16 protein-coding genes are annotated in these 16,035 nt (G+C 33.7%); 12 read left to right on the top strand and 4 right to left on the bottom strand.

Annotation, left to right across the window (positions count from 1 at the left end; all coding sequences use genetic code 11):
• Window positions 1-49: 49 nt before the first annotated feature.
• From AQ616_RS06970 to lexA, 3 genes are all read right to left on the bottom strand, one after another.
• Complete coding sequence (locus AQ616_RS06970) at window positions 50-880, bottom strand: manganese catalase (protein ID WP_017796781.1); 831 nt, start codon at window positions 878-880, stop codon at window positions 50-52.
• 344 nt (window positions 881-1,224) lie between these two features.
• A complete protein-coding gene (locus AQ616_RS06965; protein ID WP_017796782.1) occupies window positions 1,225-1,485 on the bottom strand; it encodes a hypothetical protein in 261 nt (86 codons plus the stop codon).
• 156 nt (window positions 1,486-1,641) lie between these two features.
• Window positions 1,642-2,265, bottom strand: coding sequence for a transcriptional repressor LexA (lexA, locus tag AQ616_RS06960; protein WP_017796783.1), 624 nt, complete (start codon window positions 2,263-2,265; stop codon window positions 1,642-1,644).
• Window positions 2,266-2,549: 284 nt separating this feature from the next.
• On the opposite strand from lexA, the gene AQ616_RS06955 reads away from it, so the two are divergent.
• From AQ616_RS06955 to AQ616_RS06915, 9 genes are all read left to right on the top strand, one after another.
• Window positions 2,550-3,188, top strand: a complete 639-nt coding sequence (locus AQ616_RS06955) for a YneB family resolvase-like protein (RefSeq protein ID WP_017796785.1) — start codon at window positions 2,550-2,552, stop codon at window positions 3,186-3,188.
• Between the two features lie 85 nt (window positions 3,189-3,273).
• Complete coding sequence (locus tag AQ616_RS06950; protein ID WP_017796786.1) at window positions 3,274-3,507, top strand: DUF896 domain-containing protein; 234 nt, start codon at window positions 3,274-3,276, stop codon at window positions 3,505-3,507.
• 83 nt (window positions 3,508-3,590) lie between these two features.
• Window positions 3,591-5,591 carry a transketolase gene (gene tkt, locus AQ616_RS06945; protein ID WP_069685344.1) on the top strand — a complete coding sequence of 667 codons (2,001 nt, stop codon included), beginning with the start codon at window positions 3,591-3,593 and terminating at the stop codon, window positions 5,589-5,591.
• A gap of 156 nt (window positions 5,592-5,747) precedes the next feature.
• Entirely contained in the window at window positions 5,748-6,206 is a 459-nt protein-coding gene (gene sirA / locus AQ616_RS06940) for a sporulation inhibitor of replication protein SirA (protein WP_069685343.1), read from the top strand.
• A gap of 144 nt (window positions 6,207-6,350) precedes the next feature.
• A complete protein-coding gene (locus AQ616_RS06935) occupies window positions 6,351-6,809 on the top strand; it encodes a DinB family protein (protein WP_017796789.1) in 459 nt (152 codons plus the stop codon).
• A 129-nt stretch (window positions 6,810-6,938) separates the two neighbouring features.
• Entirely contained in the window at window positions 6,939-8,636 is a 1,698-nt protein-coding gene (locus tag AQ616_RS06930; RefSeq protein ID WP_017796790.1) for a methyl-accepting chemotaxis protein, read from the top strand.
• A gap of 142 nt (window positions 8,637-8,778) precedes the next feature.
• Window positions 8,779-9,003: a YneF family protein gene (locus AQ616_RS06925; RefSeq protein WP_011066077.1), complete on the top strand. Its 225-nt coding sequence runs from the start codon at window positions 8,779-8,781 to the stop codon at window positions 9,001-9,003.
• A 231-nt stretch (window positions 9,004-9,234) separates the two neighbouring features.
• Complete coding sequence (locus AQ616_RS06920; RefSeq protein WP_017796791.1) at window positions 9,235-9,939, top strand: cytochrome c biogenesis CcdA family protein; 705 nt, start codon at window positions 9,235-9,237, stop codon at window positions 9,937-9,939.
• A gap of 77 nt (window positions 9,940-10,016) precedes the next feature.
• The gene (locus tag AQ616_RS06915; RefSeq protein WP_017796792.1) at window positions 10,017-10,484 is read left to right on the top strand and encodes a CcdC family protein; all 468 of its coding nucleotides are present in this window, start codon (window positions 10,017-10,019) and stop codon (window positions 10,482-10,484) included.
• A 19-nt stretch (window positions 10,485-10,503) separates the two neighbouring features.
• On the opposite strand, the gene AQ616_RS06910 is transcribed toward AQ616_RS06915, so the two are convergent.
• A complete protein-coding gene (locus AQ616_RS06910) occupies window positions 10,504-10,965 on the bottom strand; it encodes a DUF2621 family protein (protein ID WP_077596621.1) in 462 nt (153 codons plus the stop codon).
• A gap of 226 nt (window positions 10,966-11,191) precedes the next feature.
• On the opposite strand from AQ616_RS06910, the gene AQ616_RS06905 reads away from it, so the two are divergent.
• The 3 genes from AQ616_RS06905 to AQ616_RS06895 all read left to right on the top strand — a co-directional run bounded on the left by AQ616_RS06905 (window position 11,192) and on the right by AQ616_RS06895 (window position 16,004).
• Window positions 11,192-12,286 carry an ATP-binding protein gene (locus AQ616_RS06905; protein WP_069685342.1) on the top strand — a complete coding sequence of 365 codons (1,095 nt, stop codon included), beginning with the start codon at window positions 11,192-11,194 and terminating at the stop codon, window positions 12,284-12,286.
• Window positions 12,287-12,507: 221 nt separating this feature from the next.
• Complete coding sequence (acnA, locus tag AQ616_RS06900; protein ID WP_069685363.1) at window positions 12,508-15,219, top strand: aconitate hydratase AcnA; 2,712 nt, start codon at window positions 12,508-12,510, stop codon at window positions 15,217-15,219.
• A gap of 191 nt (window positions 15,220-15,410) precedes the next feature.
• A complete protein-coding gene (locus AQ616_RS06895) occupies window positions 15,411-16,004 on the top strand; it encodes a peroxiredoxin family protein (RefSeq protein ID WP_017796796.1) in 594 nt (197 codons plus the stop codon).
• Window positions 16,005-16,035 lie beyond the last annotated feature (31 nt).

Below are 16,035 nucleotides of genomic sequence, written 5' to 3'. Positions count from 1 at the left end.
AACTTTGATGTTTATTAATTACATGTAATTTATTTTAAGTAGGGGTTTTCTACATTTTAGATGGGGGTGTATTGTAATATAGTGGAGGAGCTGGTGGTAATTTAGGTGCACTTCCCCAAAAAACGGGTTCACTTACATATTTATATTCTCCTCTTCCATCAAAACTTGGGCCATGTGCCCACCTACCTTTTTTACTTTCTTCGCCTTCTGAGAAATTAAATAGTGTATATGATACTTCTTGAAATTCTTTTGATCTAGGGAAAGTTGAAGGAACCACGATATCATTCTCACGTTCTTCGAGCTCTCGTATCGCAGCAAACCACTGATTTTGATGATATGTATCTCTTGCAATAAGAAAAGATAACATATCTCTTACACCTGGATCATCGGTCATATTATATAAGCGAGTGACTTGTAATCTTCCTTGTGACTCCGCAGTAAGGTTAGCACGAAAGTCCGCTAATAAATTCCCGCTGGAAATGATGAAATTTGCAGTCCATCGATTTCCATTGCTATCTGCTGGCATTGCTCCAAGTCCACTAACAATCGCATGTTGTGGGTTAGAACCCCCTAATATAGCTGCTAGAGCAGGATCTGTGTCATAAGCATTCTGCTGCGTCTCAAATGGTGCATCGTTTAATAACCTAGCTATCATTGTAGCTAACATTTCTACATGACCAATTTCTTCTGTTCCAATATCAAATAACAAATCACGATATTTAGGCTCTGCTCTACTGTTAAATCCCTGGAATAAATATTGCATCATTACACTAATTTCTCCATACTGTCCACCAAGTACCTCTTGTAATTTTCTAGCAAATACGGGATCAGGCCTACTTGGTTTTGCCTCGAATTGCAATTCTTTAAAATGATAAAACAATGCTTATTCCTCCCTCCATATAATAAACAATTAAGTATATGCAGATAAAAAGTCTAATATTCTATACTAAACACATTGTTACACAATAAATTTTAAGTATAAGGAGAAGTTGTATAAGATTAAAATATCTCTTTGAAAATAATTTGAATGTTGATACCGGTAGTCCAGTTTACTAGACGTTTAGTGTGGGAATTATAAAATAGAATTACTGAGCTAAATGTGTTTTATTACCATTGTTTCTGATTTTTAGAGGGAGATATTAATAACTTGCGGTAATTAAAAATAGTTTTTATATAGTTATTACAGTAATCTAACTTACTTATATTATTAGTTATTTAATAAATTCATAGAATGAATACGGTGATTTGGTACCATGTAGCCAAAGCGATTAATAATCCGGCAGATCCTAATTTTAGAATATTTTCTTTTGACTTAATTTTTTTAGTTTCGATTACTTCTAACGTAGTAACGATGATTAAGATTATACATAAGAAAGGTAATGTTAAAAAATCTACATACTTAGTTAGATAATATATCCCTAGAACCATTGCTATAAGGGCAGTTGGAATATAAAAACTTCGTCGTTGATAGAATTTATCTGACATTTCATTTCTCTCCTTTCATTTCTTAATATTATAATATTAGTTCATTTCTTAATATTATAATATTAGTGTAATTCTAGATTTATGTACAAACTATGCAGACAGATAAATTCTATCGATATAAAAAGAGTTTAGCTATAGAAAGCCAAACTCTTTTTATTAGAAAATATTTCGATATAGACCAATCACTTTTCCAAGAACTGTTACATTCTCATAAAATAAAGGTTCCATTGTAGCGTTTTCCGGTTGTAGTCGTATACGTTTTTCTTCTTTAAAAAATCGTTTTACTGTTGCTTCATTTTCCTCAGTCATTGCTACAACAATCTCTCCATTTAATGCTGTGTTTTGTTGTTTAACAATTACCATGTCTCCATCTAAAATGCCTGCCTCAATCATACTTTCACCATCAATTATAAGTACAAATACATTATCGTCTGGACCGGCACTCGAACTTGGAATTGGAACAAATTCTTCGATATTTTCAACCGCTGTAATTGGTATCCCTGCAGTAACTTTACCAATTACAGGTGCATAACGTGCTTCGTCTTTTGGAAGCTGTTGTTCCATTTCTGGATCAATAATTTCAATTGCTCTTGGCTTAGTAGGATCTCTTCGTATGTATCCTTTGTTTTCTAACCTTTCTAAATGCCCGTGAACAGTTGAGCTGGAAGCGAGTCCAACTGCTACAGCAATTTCTCGAACTGATGGTGGATATCCTTTTAACTTTACTTCGCTTTTAATAAAGTCAAAAATCATTTGTTGTCTTTTTGATAGTTTCGTCATCAAACGTTCACCTCTAGCATAGGTTTTTATTAATGATAGTTTATCATTTTACTATTAAATAAGCAAACACTCGTTCTAATTTTTATTGACAAGATCATATGTTCGGTATATACTTTGAATCAAATAGGAACAATTGTTCGATAAACGGATGAAAGGAGCTTTTAATTATGCTGAAGAAAATTACTAGAACCGATGCATTCTATGTGATAGCATTTGCTTTAGCGCTCGCTTTTTTATATTTCTCTATGGTAACGAGCGGTTAATTAAACAGGAGGAAGTTAGGATTGAAAGCAGTAGTATATTGTCGAGTCAGCACGGATAAACATACACAAGAGTCTTCCCTTATACGCCAACGGGAGGAATTGCAATCATTAGCAAACAAGCTAAACTTTACGGTTATTGATTGTATTGAAGAGCAGGCAAGCGGGTACGATATCGAACGAGAAGGACTCTTTCAACTTCTCGAATATTTTTCAAGTAAAGAAGCGGATTGTTTATGTATTCAAGATGAAACTCGTTTAGGTAGAGGGAATACAAAAATTGCACTTTTTCATCAATTAGCTAAGCTAAATATCCCTATATATACTGTAGCTCACGAAGGTGAATTGGTACTGAATGAAGCCGATTCGATGGTATTACAAATTGTTGGAATTGTAGAAGAATATCAGAGAAAAATTCAAAATATGAAAATAAGAAGAGGAATGCGAAGAGCAGTACGTGAAGGATATCGACCTGAAAAAAATTTAAAACAAATTAATCAGTCTCCTGGTAGAGATCGAACGGAAGTGCCCATTGAAGAAATTGTTCGATTGCGGCAGAATGGGTTAACATTTAATGAAATTACAAAGGTGCTCAATGGTTTAGATTATAACGTTTCAAAAGCTACTGTACACCGTAGATATCAAGAATATCAAAATACTTGAATCTGGATTCGAGGTAGAGTACGATAAGAGGCAGGATATGAAATCCTGTCTTTTTGTCATTTTTAATAGTGGGGAGGTTGACACTATGTTATCTAAAGATAAATTAGAGAGAATTAATTTTCTGTCTAAAAAATCTAAAGAAGAAGGATTAACAACAGAAGAAAAAGCAGAACAAAAGAAGCTTCGTGAAGAGTATTTAAAGAATGTACGTAGCTCTTTTAAGAACCAATTAAGTACAATGACAGTTATTGATCCAAAAGGTAATGACGTTACTCCCCAGAAGCTTCGTGATTACCAAGACCGAAACAAAAAACATTAAATTCTATTGGTCATGCTTGTTGTCATGATAAATTCAATATAGAATGAAGAAGTAAAGGCTTTATTTTGAAAGGGGTAGACAAAATGTCAGGCAATGTAGAACAATTATCAATAAATACGATTCGTACGTTATCCATTGATGCTATTGAGAATGCAAACTCAGGACACCCAGGATTACCAATGGGTGCGGCACCAATGGCGTACACATTATGGACAGATTTTATGAATCATCATCCAAAAAACTCAAAATGGTTTAACCGTGATCGCTTTGTATTATCTGCGGGACACGGATCAATGCTATTATACAGCTTATTGCATCTTTCCGGTTATGATGTATCTATTAAAGATCTAAAAGAATTTCGTCAGTGGGATTCAAAAACTCCAGGACATCCGGAAGTACATCATACCGATGGTGTAGAAGCAACTACAGGACCATTAGGACAAGGTATTGCGATGTCTGTAGGTATGGCTATGGCAGAAGCGCATTTAGGTGCAACGTTTAATAAAGACAGATATTCTGTAGTAGATCATTACACGTATGCCCTTGTGAGTGACGGCGATTTAATGGAAGGGATTTCTCATGAAGCAGCTTCTTTAGCAGGTCACTTAGGATTAGGTAAATTAATCGCACTTTATGATTCTAATGATATATCTCTAGATGGAGATTTAGACCGTTCTTTCTCTGAGGAAACAGAAAAACGTTTTGAAGCTTATGGTTGGCAAGTATTACGAGTGGAAGATGGAAACGATGTAAACGCAATTCGTGAAGCGATTAAACAAGCGCAAAGTAATACGAAACAACCAACACTTATTGAAGTGAAGACTATTATAGGATACGGTTCTCCAAATAAATCAGCTTCTGCTGCTTCACACGGTGCTCCATTAGGAGAAGATGAAATAATATTAACAAAAGAATTTTATAAGTGGAATCATGAATCATTCCATGTACCAGATGAAGTATATGCTGATTTCCAAGAAAAAATCGTAAACGATGGAGAGAAGAAGGAAGCTGCTTGGAACAAGCTTGTTGAAGAATATAAAGAATCTTATCCTGAATTAGGAGAACAATTTGATCTAGCAATTAATGGTCAACTTCCAGAAGGATGGGAAGAGGAACTTCCGGTATATGAGCCTGGTAGCAGTATTGCAACTCGTGCATCTTCTGGTGAAGTACTAAATGCAGTAGCTAAAGCAATACCTAACTTCTTTGGCGGAAGTGCAGATTTAGCTGGTTCAAACAAAACAACAATTAATGAAGAAGGCGACTTTACAAAAGAAGATTATTCTGGTCGTAATGTATGGTTTGGTGTACGTGAACATGCTATGGGAGCGGCGTTAAATGGTATGGCCTTGCATGGCGGGTTACAAGTGTTTGCTGGAACGTTCTTCGTATTTAGTGATTATCTTCGCCCTGCTATTCGACTAGCAGCAATTATGAATATGCCTGTGAATTTTGTATTTACTCATGATTCAATTGCAGTTGGTGAAGATGGGCCGACTCACGAACCAATTGAACAGTTAGCATCATTAAGAGCAGTTCCAAACTTATCACTTATTCGTCCGGCGGATGCTAATGAAGTACAAGCTGCGTGGAGATTAGCTCTTGAATCTGAACATCAGCCAACAGCGCTTGTTCTTACTCGTCAAAACCTTCCAACACTAGAAGGTACGAAGGAAAATGCGTACGAAGGTGTGAAAAAAGGGGCTTATGTAATTAGTAAATCTGAGAAAGAAACTCCAGATGCATTATTACTAGCTACTGGTTCAGAAGTTCAATTGGCAGTACGTGCGCAAGAAACATTAAAAGAAAAAGGTATCGATGTTCAAGTCGTTAGCATGCCTTCATGGGATCGTTTTGAAGCTCAAGAAGATGCATACAAGAATGAAGTACTACCAAAAGAAGTGAAAGCTAGAGTAGGAATTGAAATGGCAACTTCATTTGGATGGGAACGTTATGTAGGTCTTGATGGAAAAGTAATCAGTATTAATCGCTTTGGTGCTTCTGCAAAAGGTGAAAAAGTTATTGAAGAATATGGATTTACAGTAGATAATGTTGTAAAACATGTGGAAGACTTGTTAAAATAATATTTCTGTTTAGAAGAAAGACGATTCCGTTAAGGTTTCGTCTTTCTTTTTATGATTTTAGTTGAATTCGACAAAAGAAGAAGTTATTTGCGAACTAATTTGACAACATTTGAATGTCTATCTTTCTATAATAGTTAATAGAAGGGGGAATACGGTATGAATGCATACTCTATTTATTGGATTAAAGAACCAGTGGCAAAAAGCTATTTTCATAAGAGTGATTTATTGCATCGATTTTTTAATGAATATGAGAACGACCCCGAAAGAAATTATTTGAGTAAACAGTTTTCATTTATAACTCAGAGGTTTCACTTGTATAAATTTGCTATGCATTTAAAACAGTTTTCATCACCGAACATTTATGTAAAGCGAATAGGCAATCGAATTCAAATAAAACGGGATCAAGAAGTGTTATTTCTTTATGTAGAAAATGGGGGATTATCGTTACGTTGTTCCAATCTCGAAGCTGCTGTATCGATTTTATTTCCTGTACTAGAAGACATTCATCCATTCTTTTTTGTACAGGGACAAGATAATAAGCATTTTGGATGGATTTCTCCAATGACTCATGATAATAAAAATGAGCTACAACAGGTATTGTATTCATATTTTTAATTGATTTAGTGAAAATTGAAGAACGGAATTACAATCTAAGTAAATTTAGATTGTAATTCCGTTTTTTAGTACTGGTAAAGAAGGGATAATCTAAATTATGTAGAATAATATCTATTATTAATAACGATAAGGAAGGTTATCCTTATGAAAAATGAGCATGAAGTATTGTTTAATCAAGTAAAAACGTATCGTAATGATGTTCTATCAGTTGTTGAAGATGTATCGGAGTATGAATCAGAAATCATACCCAAATATTTTAAAAACAATATTCGTTGGAATTTAGGACATATCTATTTAGACCAATTTTTGTGGATAGAGACATTAACGAAAGAGTATTCAAGTATTACAAAAAATTTAATGAAGTGGTTTGGATTTGGAACTTCACCCGATAACTTTACTTCTGAAACCCCAAGTTTTGAGGAATTAAAATATTTGCTAAAGCAACAACCTATAGAAATTGAAAATTGTTATAGACACCAGCTCTCAAAAGAGTACCCTCCTATTGAAATGGAGATGTATACAATTGAACAAGTATTAATTCGTACGATTTTTCACGAAGGAATGCATTTACAAGCAATTATAGATATTAAGAAACATCTGTAACTCCAAAATGCTCATCAATTTTAGTTATATAGTTTTATATACCAAATTTTAACATTAAATTAATAATATATTGGTACAATACGTAAGTATCAGGACTATAGAACTATTAAAAGGAGAGAGATGAGCTGCATGTTATCATATTTAAAAAGAATTTTAGAAAAGACTTCATTTAGGTTGCGATTACTTATATTATTTATCATTTTAACTGTGCTTTCTGTATCCATGGTTGGAATTATCTCTTATTATCAAGCAAAAAATATTACCTTAAATACAATAGAAGAACGATTGATAAGTGAAACGGAACTAATGGGTTATATTGCTGAAAATTTACACTTTACATACATAAGTGACCCCGATTACTTTATGCAACAACTGAATTCAAATATACGAACGCAGAGGGAAAGGCTGGAGTCAGATGGGATTGATTCAGAATATCTGTATATTCGTAATGGAGATGTTACTGCTTTTCCAGTTAGTGAAGGTGAACTACCATCCATACCTACTTCACTTGTGACTGAAATAGAAGAGAATGGAAATGGGCAGATTACTAGAAATATTGATGGAGAAGTATTTACCATTTCTTTTCAAACAATGGAGGAAGTGAGTGGAAGTTATGTTGTGTTAGTTCGTAATGCTTCTTTTATGGCTCCAATTACAAATATGGGAAATATATTAGTATTAATAATTATTGCCAGTGTTCTTATCTCTCTGATTTTATTAATAAAGTTTATCAAATCATTAACGACTCCATTAATTGATTTACAGGAAACGATGAAGGAAGTAAAAAAGGGGAATTTCATAATTTCTTCACCTAATACAACGATTCCTGAAATTAAGTCCTTACATAGCAGTTATGATATTATGATGAAATATATTCAGCAGATGCTTCAAGAATTGAAAAGAAGTATGACCTCATTACAAGCAACTGGAAACCAGCTGAAAAGTTCATCTACACTTACATTACAATCGAGTAAAGAACTAACGAATTCCATTTCAATTGTAAACAAGGGAGCAAAACAAACAGCAAGCAGTTCGGAAAATAACTTGAAAACTACGGTGGAGATGAAAGATAAAATTGAAGAGCTGTTTAATAATATGAACAATATCCTTCATACTTCTAAGAAAATGAATAGTACTGCAAATAAAGGAGACAAAAGTATAAAGAAGTTAATATCTACTTTTGAAGACTATGAAAAAGATGTAAATGAATTAACAAAGACTGTAGAAGCGGTATTTCATCAATCATTGTATATTTCTGAACTAGTACAGTTAATCCAAAAAGTTTCAGAACAAACAAAATTATTATCATTAAATGCTTCTATTGAGGCAGCACATGCAGGTGATAGAGGTAGAGGTTTTGCAGTAGTAGCTAATGAGATTGGTAAATTAGCTGAACAATCATCTGAAGCGGCTAATAAGATCACTAATTCAATAGCTCATATGGAAGAGTTAACGACGAATGCATCCGATGAATGTAAGCAAATGCTAATGAATTCAAAAGATAATTTAAATATTGCTACGGGATCCAAAAATGAATTGAATTATTTAATGTCGGATATTACTGATACGATAACAACTATTGTAGATATTCAACGTGAACTTCATTCTTTAGAGTCTTACTTACCTGTACAAAAAGAATCTTCAGAACAGCTTGTGGCTTTATCGCAACAAACTTTGGCAAGTACGGAAGAAATGCTTACAAATAATAAATTACAAAATGAGCAGACGAGTAGTACTCTTAGTATAGGAATGGATCTCATACAATTGTCTAGTTCATTAACTAAAATAATAAATCGATTTAAATTTGAAAGTAACAATATAAAGTGATAGTAGATATCATTAATAAGGTATTATGAAATAGTTTAGTTAGGATATTATAGTAAATAGTATTTTTTGCGAAACCGTTGTATTCTTAACTGTAATCTAATATACTGTATTAGAGACAACACGAAGGAGGAAATTCAGTAACATGAGTACTATATGGGTAGTATTAATTGCAATCGCAGCATTGGTTGCAGGTGTTGCTCTAGGATTTTTTATTGCTAGAAAATATATGATGAGCTATCTTAAAAAGAATCCACCTATTAATGAGCAAATGCTTCGTACGTTAATGATGCAAATGGGTCAAAAGCCATCACAAAAGAAAATCAATCAAATGATGCGTGCCATGAATAACCAATCTGGTAAAGAATAAATTCACTTACCATGTAAGTGAATGATTACATAGAGTTCATTTGGTATTATGTGATCTAGACTCGCAGAAAGCCACTTTATAATAAGTGGTTTTTTATTTTGTTTTAGAAAAATGAATCGCATGTTCTTACTTAAAAATGAATAAAATGTATATATATTGTCATATTATCTTCTTTTAATTAGTAATACATCTGTTAGAATAGAATATGACTTGTTAGGGGGCAGTTAGCTTATGTCAGAAATTAATATTTTTCTTGCCTTTAGTGCAGGATTTCTATCATTTATATCGCCTTGTGTGTTACCGCTTTATCCAGTGTTTCTTTCATACATTACTGGTATGAGTATGAATGAAATTACAGATGACAATAAACGAATGGATAAAAAAGCAATATTACACACGCTTTGCTTTCTAATCGGATTTTCTAGTATTTTTATTATGATTGGGTTTACAACAACTTTTATTTCTGAATTTTTAATGACCTATCAATCAACAATTAGACAAGTTGGAGCAATACTTATTATTTTCTTTGGACTTGTAATTGTTGGTATCTTAAATTTTGAGTTTTTAATGAAGGATCGAAAAATTCAATTTAAAAATCGTCCGGCAGGTTATATAGGTTCTGTTTTAATTGGGATGGCTTTTTCTTTAGGGTGGACACCATGTACTGGACCAATATTAGCAATAGTCTTATCACTAGCAGCTACACAACCTGATATTGGTATGGTTATGATGATAAGTTACATATTAGGTTTTTCTATTCCTTTCTTTGTACTCGCTTTTTTCATTGGAAAATTAACTTGGTTTAAAAAACATAGTCAGTTATTAGTAAAAATAGGTGGCTGGGTGATGATTTTTATGGGGATAGCATTATTCTTTGATTGGATGACGAAGCTAACCTCTTATTTAGCTTCATTATTTGGATTTTCGGGTTTCTAATCATACTATATCATGTATAATAGATTGTAGAATAACCATAGTAAACATTTTAGTTCAGCTTAGGGAAGAGTGATACCATGTATTGGGCAATAGCAAGTACCGTCGTATTTGCTCTCATGGCAATTACGATGGTTTTCGTAAGAATGCGTGCGTCAAAAAAACCTGCGACAATAAAGAAGATTATTTTACCTCCAATTTTTATGAGTACAGGAGCGTTAATGTTTGTTCTACCAATATTTCATATTTCATGGTTGCAGGTGTTAGAAGCACTTGTTGTAGGAATGATATTTTCTATATTTTTAATTAAAACCTCACGTCTTGAAATAATCGGTAACGATATTTATGTGAAACCGTCTAAAGTTTTTCCTTTTATTTTAATAGGGTTATTAGTGATTCGAATTACTATTAAGATTATTATAGGAAGCACGATTTCTGTAGGAGAAACAACAGGAATGTTCTTCTTATTAGCACTTGGAATGATAGGAACTTGGAGGCTTGCAATGCTCTATCAATATTTGCAGCTTAATAAAAAACAATGTGCTTAAGATAGTGGCACATTGTTTTTTATTTTTGATATTTTTCTCTCCAATCGAAGTCATAATTATCTTTTGACTGTTGGAAAAGTGGTTCATATGGAGTTGTATCAATACTCTTCTCCTTTAATTTTTTTCTTAAAAATTTATGATCGCGTTTTGGTGTAGCAATAATATATCCTTCGATTATGGTTGAACGTTGAATGATATTTTCTTGTTTATTAATAGATAGCTCACCGATTTTACTGGCAATTCTTTGTCTTGCCACATCTCGAAATAGTTCGGGTACGGGTGAAACAAGTTCTTCCAAGAATTCTTTTTCTTCATCTTTCCATTTATGTCTAGTCTCTTCTAAATAGTGTTCTTCCCAGTCCATAATGGACTTTCCATCTTCTTTTGGAAGACGTTTCAAAAACTTACGAAACATAAAGTAACCACCTATAGCCATAAGGCTAATCAGCAAAAATCCCCATATAACTAATATAATAGACATCATAATAACGCATCCTGTTCTTAAATTAAAAAAACTTATGAATATTGTTTAATATTATAATAATTAATTTATTTTTTAATGTTTTTGTAGTAACATAAACATAATCATTGGATAAAATTGTCTTTGATTTCATTATAATGTCAATTAATCTTAATAACAAGTGTCATATATCAATCGTCATAATCATACATATTATGTAAAAGGTAATTCTGGAAGGAGCACAGTTATGAAAAATAAAAAAGATAACTATGTAACAGAACGGAACTCGAAAACTCCTGAAAGTCTTAAAAATATACAGCATGCAACAGACTTGCCTGACGAAATTATAAATTGGATAGATAAGAAGAGTGATGGAATATTTGTTTTATTAGATTCAGTTGGTGAAATATTATATATTACAGAATCTATCGAACGGATTTTAGGTTTTTCTCCATCAAAATTAGTGGGATTACATTGGGATGAAATGGTTTCTGGAAAGGATGTAGAATTCGCTAGAAGAAAAGCTGAGTTAACAAAGAAGACTATGAGAGATTTCAATCTAAATGTTCTTAATAACGATGGAGATTATGTTCCACTCACTTGCGAATTCGAATATTATAGAAATGTTGATAATCAAACTTATGTATTAGTTTATTTGAAAGATCTTACCGTAAAGAAGGAATTAGAAGATATGATGGTTCGTTCAGAAAAAATGAATGTTGCAGGTCAATTAGCTGCCGGCATAGCACATGAAATTAGAAATCCACTCACATCATTAAAAGGTTTTCTACAATTACTTCAAGCTGGAGTTAACCATAAAGAAGAATACTTTAATATTATGATAGAAGAGATAGAAAAGATAGAATCGATAACTTCTGAGTTATTATTTATTTCAAAACCACTAACAGATAATCGTTCGGAAGAAATTATAAGTGACATGATCAATGACGTTATTATGTTATTAAGTCCTCAGGCAAAACAAAAAAATATAAGTATTATGAAGGTAGGTTCTTGTAATCAAGCAATCGAATGTGACCGTTCACAAATCAAACAAGTGTTGATTAATTTAGTGAAGAATGCACTCGAAGCGATGGAAACAGGTGGGGAAATAATATTAACTAGTGAGGAAGTAGGAGATAATGTTATTGTATCGGTTATTGATGAAGGAATTGGTATTCCAGAGGAGATACTACATAAGCTAGGGGAACCTTTTTTTACTACAAAACAAACTGGTACAGGCTTAGGATTATTAATTACGAAACAAATCTTAGAAGCGCATAACGCAAATTTTGAGGTGTCCAATAATAAAGGGAAGGGTAGTACATTTAAACTTGTATTCTGATAAATTATAACTTTCCTTATAGTACTAATATAAGCTTATGTTATAGGGTTACATAACTAATTCGAATATAGTTTTCAAGGATTTATAATTGTTTTATTGTTTAGATTCCTATATTATAAGTATGTAAGGTCGACTAATTTAAAATATGTGTTTGATTAAAAAAAGTAATACCTCATTAACTTAATTTTAATGAGGCTGAGCAAATGAAAGGGGTAACATATATGACTGACAACAATGCGTTTAACGCAAGGAAGCAGTTCGAATTAAACGGTAAAAAGTATAACTACTACCGTTTAAGAAACTTAGAAGAAGCTGGTAAGGGCAAATTAGATCGTTTACCATTTTCTGTTCGAGTTCTTTTAGAATCCTTACTTCGTCAACATGATGGGCATCAAATTAAGGACGAACACGTGGAGTCCCTAGCGAACTGGGGAACAAAAAAGGCAAGTGGGGCAGATGTTCCTTTTAAACCTTCACGTGTAATATTGCAAGATTTTACAGGTGTTCCTGCAGTGGTAGACCTTGCTTCCTTACGTAAAGCAATGGTAGATCTAGGTGGCGAACCAAACAAAATCAATCCAGAAGTTCCAGTAGATCTAGTTATTGATCACTCCGTACAAGTAGACCAATATGGAACTCAAAATGCATTAAAAGCAAATATGGATCTTGAATTTGAGCGGAATGCAGAGCGTTATGAATTCCTTAACTGGGCACAAAAAGCATTTAATAATTACCGCGCAGTTCCACCTGCAACTGGTATTGTCCACCAAGTTAATTTAGAGTACATCGCGAACGTTGTGCATGCTTTAGAAACCGAAGATGGCACGTATGATGCATTTCCAGATACTTTAGTTGGTACCGATTCGCATACGACAATGATTAATGGTCTTGGTATTCTTGGTTGGGGTGTAGGTGGTATCGAAGCTGAAGCTGGAATGCTAGGACAGCCTTCTTACTTCCCAGCACCAGAGGTTATTGGTGTTAAATTTACTGGTACGTTCCCTAACGGAACAACTGCTACAGACCTTGCTTTAAAAGTAACTCAAGTATTACGTGAGCAAAATGTAGTTGGTAAATTTGTGGAATACTTTGGACCAGGATTAAAAGATATGCCACTTGCAGATCGTGCAACCATTTCTAACATGGCTCCAGAATACGGTGCAACTTGTGGTTTCTTCCCAATTGACCAGGAGTCATTAGATTACTTGAAGCTTACTGGTCGTGACGATGAGCTAATCGCACTTGTTGAAAAGTATTGTAAAGAAAATGATTTATGGTATGATGCAGATCAAAAAGATCCAGAGTATACACAAGTCATTGAAATTGACCTTTCTGATCTTGAGCCAAATCTATCCGGACCAAAACGTCCACAAGATTTGATTGCATTATCTGATATGAAAAAAGAATTTAATAAAGCGATTACTGCTCCAGAGGGTAATCAAGGCTTTGGCATGGACAAATCTGAGTTTGATAAAGAAGTTACTGTAAATCATCCAAATGGTAAAGAATCTGTGATGAAAACAGGTGCGCTTGCTATTGCTGCAATCACTTCTTGTACAAATACATCTAACCCTTATGTAATGTTAGGTGCGGGCTTAGTGGCGAAAAAAGCTGTAGAAAAAGGACTTCATGTGCCAGAATACGTAAAAACTTCGTTAGCTCCTGGTTCCAAGGTTGTTACTCGTTATCTTGAAGATGCCGGATTACAAAGCTATCTAGACCAACTAGGATTTAACTTAGTAGGTTACGGTTGTACGACTTGTATAGGTAATTCTGGTCCATTACGTGAAGAAATAGAGCAAGCTATTATGGATAGTGATTTAATTGCTTCTTCTGTACTTTCTGGTAACCGTAACTTTGAAGGTCGTATTCACCCACTTGTAAAAGCAAACTATTTAGCATCTCCACCATTAGTGGTTGCTTATGCTCTAGCAGGTACAGTAGATATCGACCTATCTAAAGAACCTCTTGCAAAAGACAAAGACGGTAACGATGTTTACATGAATGATATCTGGCCAACATTAACTGAAATTAAAGAAGAGGTTGAAAAAGTAGTTACGCCGGAAATATTCCGTAAAGAATATGAAGATGTATTCACTTCTAATGATAAGTGGAATGAAATTGATACGACTGATGAACCATTATTCGAATGGGATGATGATTCTACGTATATTCAAAATCCTCCGTTCTTTGAAGGGTTATCTGCAGAAGCCGGTAAAGTGGAAGCTTTAAACAATTTACGTGCGATTGGATTATTTGGGGATTCTGTAACAACTGACCATATTTCACCTGCTGGTGCGATTGCAAAAGATATGCCTGCAGGTAAGTTCTTGCAAGATAAAGGTGTATCTCCAAGAAACTTTAACTCTTATGGTTCTCGACGTGGTAACCATGAGATTATGATGAGAGGTACATTTGCAAATATCCGAATCCGTAACCTTTTAGCTCCTGGGACAGAAGGTGGTTATACTACTTACTGGCCAACTGGAGAGATTATGCCAATCTATGATGCTGCTATGAAGTATCAAGCAGATGGTACAGGTCTAGTAGTTATTGGTGGTAAAGACTACGGTATGGGGTCATCACGTGACTGGGCTGCAAAAGGTACAAATCTATTAGGTATCAAAACGGTTATAGCTGAGAGTTTTGAGCGTATTCACCGTTCAAATTTAGTAATGATGGGTGTATTACCATTGCAATTTGAAAAAGGGGATAGTGCGAAGAAATTAGGTCTGACTGGAAAAGAATCATTTGATGTGACAATTGATGAATCAGTTAAACCAGGAGAACTTGTAGAAGTAACTGCTACAGATGAAGAAGGTAAAGTAACGAAATTTAATGCAGTTGCACGTTTTGATAGTGATGTAGAAATTGACTACTATCGTCATGGTGGTATCTTGAGAATGGTATTACGTGATAAAGTTCAAGTATAATTGAATGAATAACTAAAAAGGAGTCCTTGCATAGAATTGCGGGGGCTCTTTTTTATTATGAACCTGTTTTTTCTTTCACTGTATTGTTGATAAAATATGTCTATTTTTTTAACTGCTATGTATTTACTTTACAAAGCGTAATTACCAACTTAGGATAGAATTAACTGGAAAATAAGATGGAGTTGGCAAACATGTTTAAGAAGATTTTTGGATTCATGCTTCTATTAGTATTAATAGGAATATTACTTAGCAATATCATTCAAAGTAATTACGAGGGAAACCATTCAGAACCCGATTATCATGTAACAGGTGATGATAATATGCAGGGTGGCACTATTGCACCTGTAGAAAGTGTTGGACTTGAACCAGGGGATAAAGCTCCTGATTTTGAGCTAGAAACATTAGACGGGGAATCATTTCGTTTGTCGGATTATCAGGGCAAAAAGGTAATCCTTAATTTTTGGTATACATGGTGCCCACCGTGCAAAGAAGAAATGCCAGAGATGCAACAGTTTTATGATGATTATAAAGACGAAATCGAAATAGTAACGATTAATATGACAGAATATGAAAAAAAACAACAGGATGTTCAAGAATTTATTGATGAGTATGATTTTACTTTTACTGTTCCATTAGATAAGAATTCAGAGGTGGCAGATGCATATACGATATATGCTGCACCGTCTACATATTTTATTGGAACGGATGGTACAGTTCAACAACCAAGAAAGATCGGACCAATGGATTATGAATTTATGCAAGAAATGGTTGAAGGTTTAAATTGATAACATGATTATAATTGTTTAAATAATTGGT

Origin of the sequence: Oceanobacillus sp. E9, assembly GCF_001741975.1 — a bacterium.
Classification (GTDB): Bacteria; Bacillota; Bacilli; order Bacillales; family Amphibacillaceae; genus Oceanobacillus; species Oceanobacillus kimchii.
This window is presented reverse-complemented; position numbering and strand designations above follow the sequence as displayed.

Bases quoted from the DNA above. Each gene is read 5' to 3' on its own strand.
- AQ616_RS06935 (WP_017796789.1), top strand. From the start codon at position 6,351: ATGAAAAATGAGCATGAAGTATTGTTTAATCAAGTAAAAACGTATCGT.
- sirA (WP_069685343.1), top strand. From the start codon at position 5,748: ATGAATGCATACTCTATTTATTGGATTAAAGAACCAGTGGCAAAAAGC.
- lexA (WP_017796783.1), bottom strand. From the start codon at position 2,265: ATGACGAAACTATCAAAAAGACAACAAATGATTTTTGACTTTATTAAA.
- AQ616_RS06965 (WP_017796782.1), bottom strand. From the start codon at position 1,485: ATGTCAGATAAATTCTATCAACGACGAAGTTTTTATATTCCAACTGCC.
- AQ616_RS06910 (WP_077596621.1), bottom strand. From the start codon at position 10,965: ATGTCTATTATATTAGTTATATGGGGATTTTTGCTGATTAGCCTTATG.
- AQ616_RS06905 (WP_069685342.1), top strand. From the start codon at position 11,192: ATGAAAAATAAAAAAGATAACTATGTAACAGAACGGAACTCGAAAACT.
- AQ616_RS06925 (WP_011066077.1), top strand. From the start codon at position 8,779: ATGAGTACTATATGGGTAGTATTAATTGCAATCGCAGCATTGGTTGCA.
- acnA (WP_069685363.1), top strand. From the start codon at position 12,508: ATGACTGACAACAATGCGTTTAACGCAAGGAAGCAGTTCGAATTAAAC.
- AQ616_RS06950 (WP_017796786.1), top strand. From the start codon at position 3,274: ATGTTATCTAAAGATAAATTAGAGAGAATTAATTTTCTGTCTAAAAAA.
- AQ616_RS06915 (WP_017796792.1), top strand. From the start codon at position 10,017: ATGTATTGGGCAATAGCAAGTACCGTCGTATTTGCTCTCATGGCAATT.
- AQ616_RS06895 (WP_017796796.1), top strand. From the start codon at position 15,411: ATGTTTAAGAAGATTTTTGGATTCATGCTTCTATTAGTATTAATAGGA.
- tkt (WP_069685344.1), top strand. From the start codon at position 3,591: ATGTCAGGCAATGTAGAACAATTATCAATAAATACGATTCGTACGTTA.
- AQ616_RS06930 (WP_017796790.1), top strand. From the start codon at position 6,939: ATGTTATCATATTTAAAAAGAATTTTAGAAAAGACTTCATTTAGGTTG.
- AQ616_RS06920 (WP_017796791.1), top strand. From the start codon at position 9,235: ATGTCAGAAATTAATATTTTTCTTGCCTTTAGTGCAGGATTTCTATCA.